Annotated in this window: 1 pseudogene; it reads right to left on the reverse strand. The window is 35.7% G+C overall.

Going from position 1 to position 428, the window contains the following annotated elements:
* A pseudogene (locus AB4653_RS28320) lies at positions 1 to 160 on the reverse strand (PTS N-acetylmuramic acid transporter subunit IIBC); the annotation flags it as partial.
* Between the last annotated feature and the right edge of the window lie 268 nt (positions 161 to 428).

The raw sequence follows: 428 nt of genomic DNA on the forward strand, positions 1-428 counted from the left end.
ATGGTAGGTTACCGAAGATCGCTCCACCAGCTTCTGCCATGAATGGAATATCAAGTAGATCGCCTTGACCTAAACGTAGTAGAAGCGCCGCAATCGGAAGTGTTGCGATAGGTAGCATTAATGCCTTACCTAGCTTCTGTGCATATCCTAGAATATTCACCAGTTGTTTCCCCCTATAGGATTTTTTAGAATTCATTTGAGAAACTTATTTTAGTCGCTCAATTTAGTCCTATTCAGTGTATTCAATTAATTTTGCCCCGCAAATTAAAACCTTACCATTTGTGATCCTAATCACCAGTTTTTACCAAATCCAGAGGTTTTTGCTAGCGAGATCATAAAACTTATTTTATCATTCAAAAAAATGAGCGTTTATAGATAAAATTCAAATCTAATCATTAGGCAAAAACATGATATTCCTAACTTTAGAT

The organism is Vibrio sp. 10N.222.48.A3, from assembly GCF_041475345.1.
Lineage (GTDB): Bacteria > Pseudomonadota > Gammaproteobacteria > Enterobacterales > Vibrionaceae > Vibrio > Vibrio tasmaniensis_A.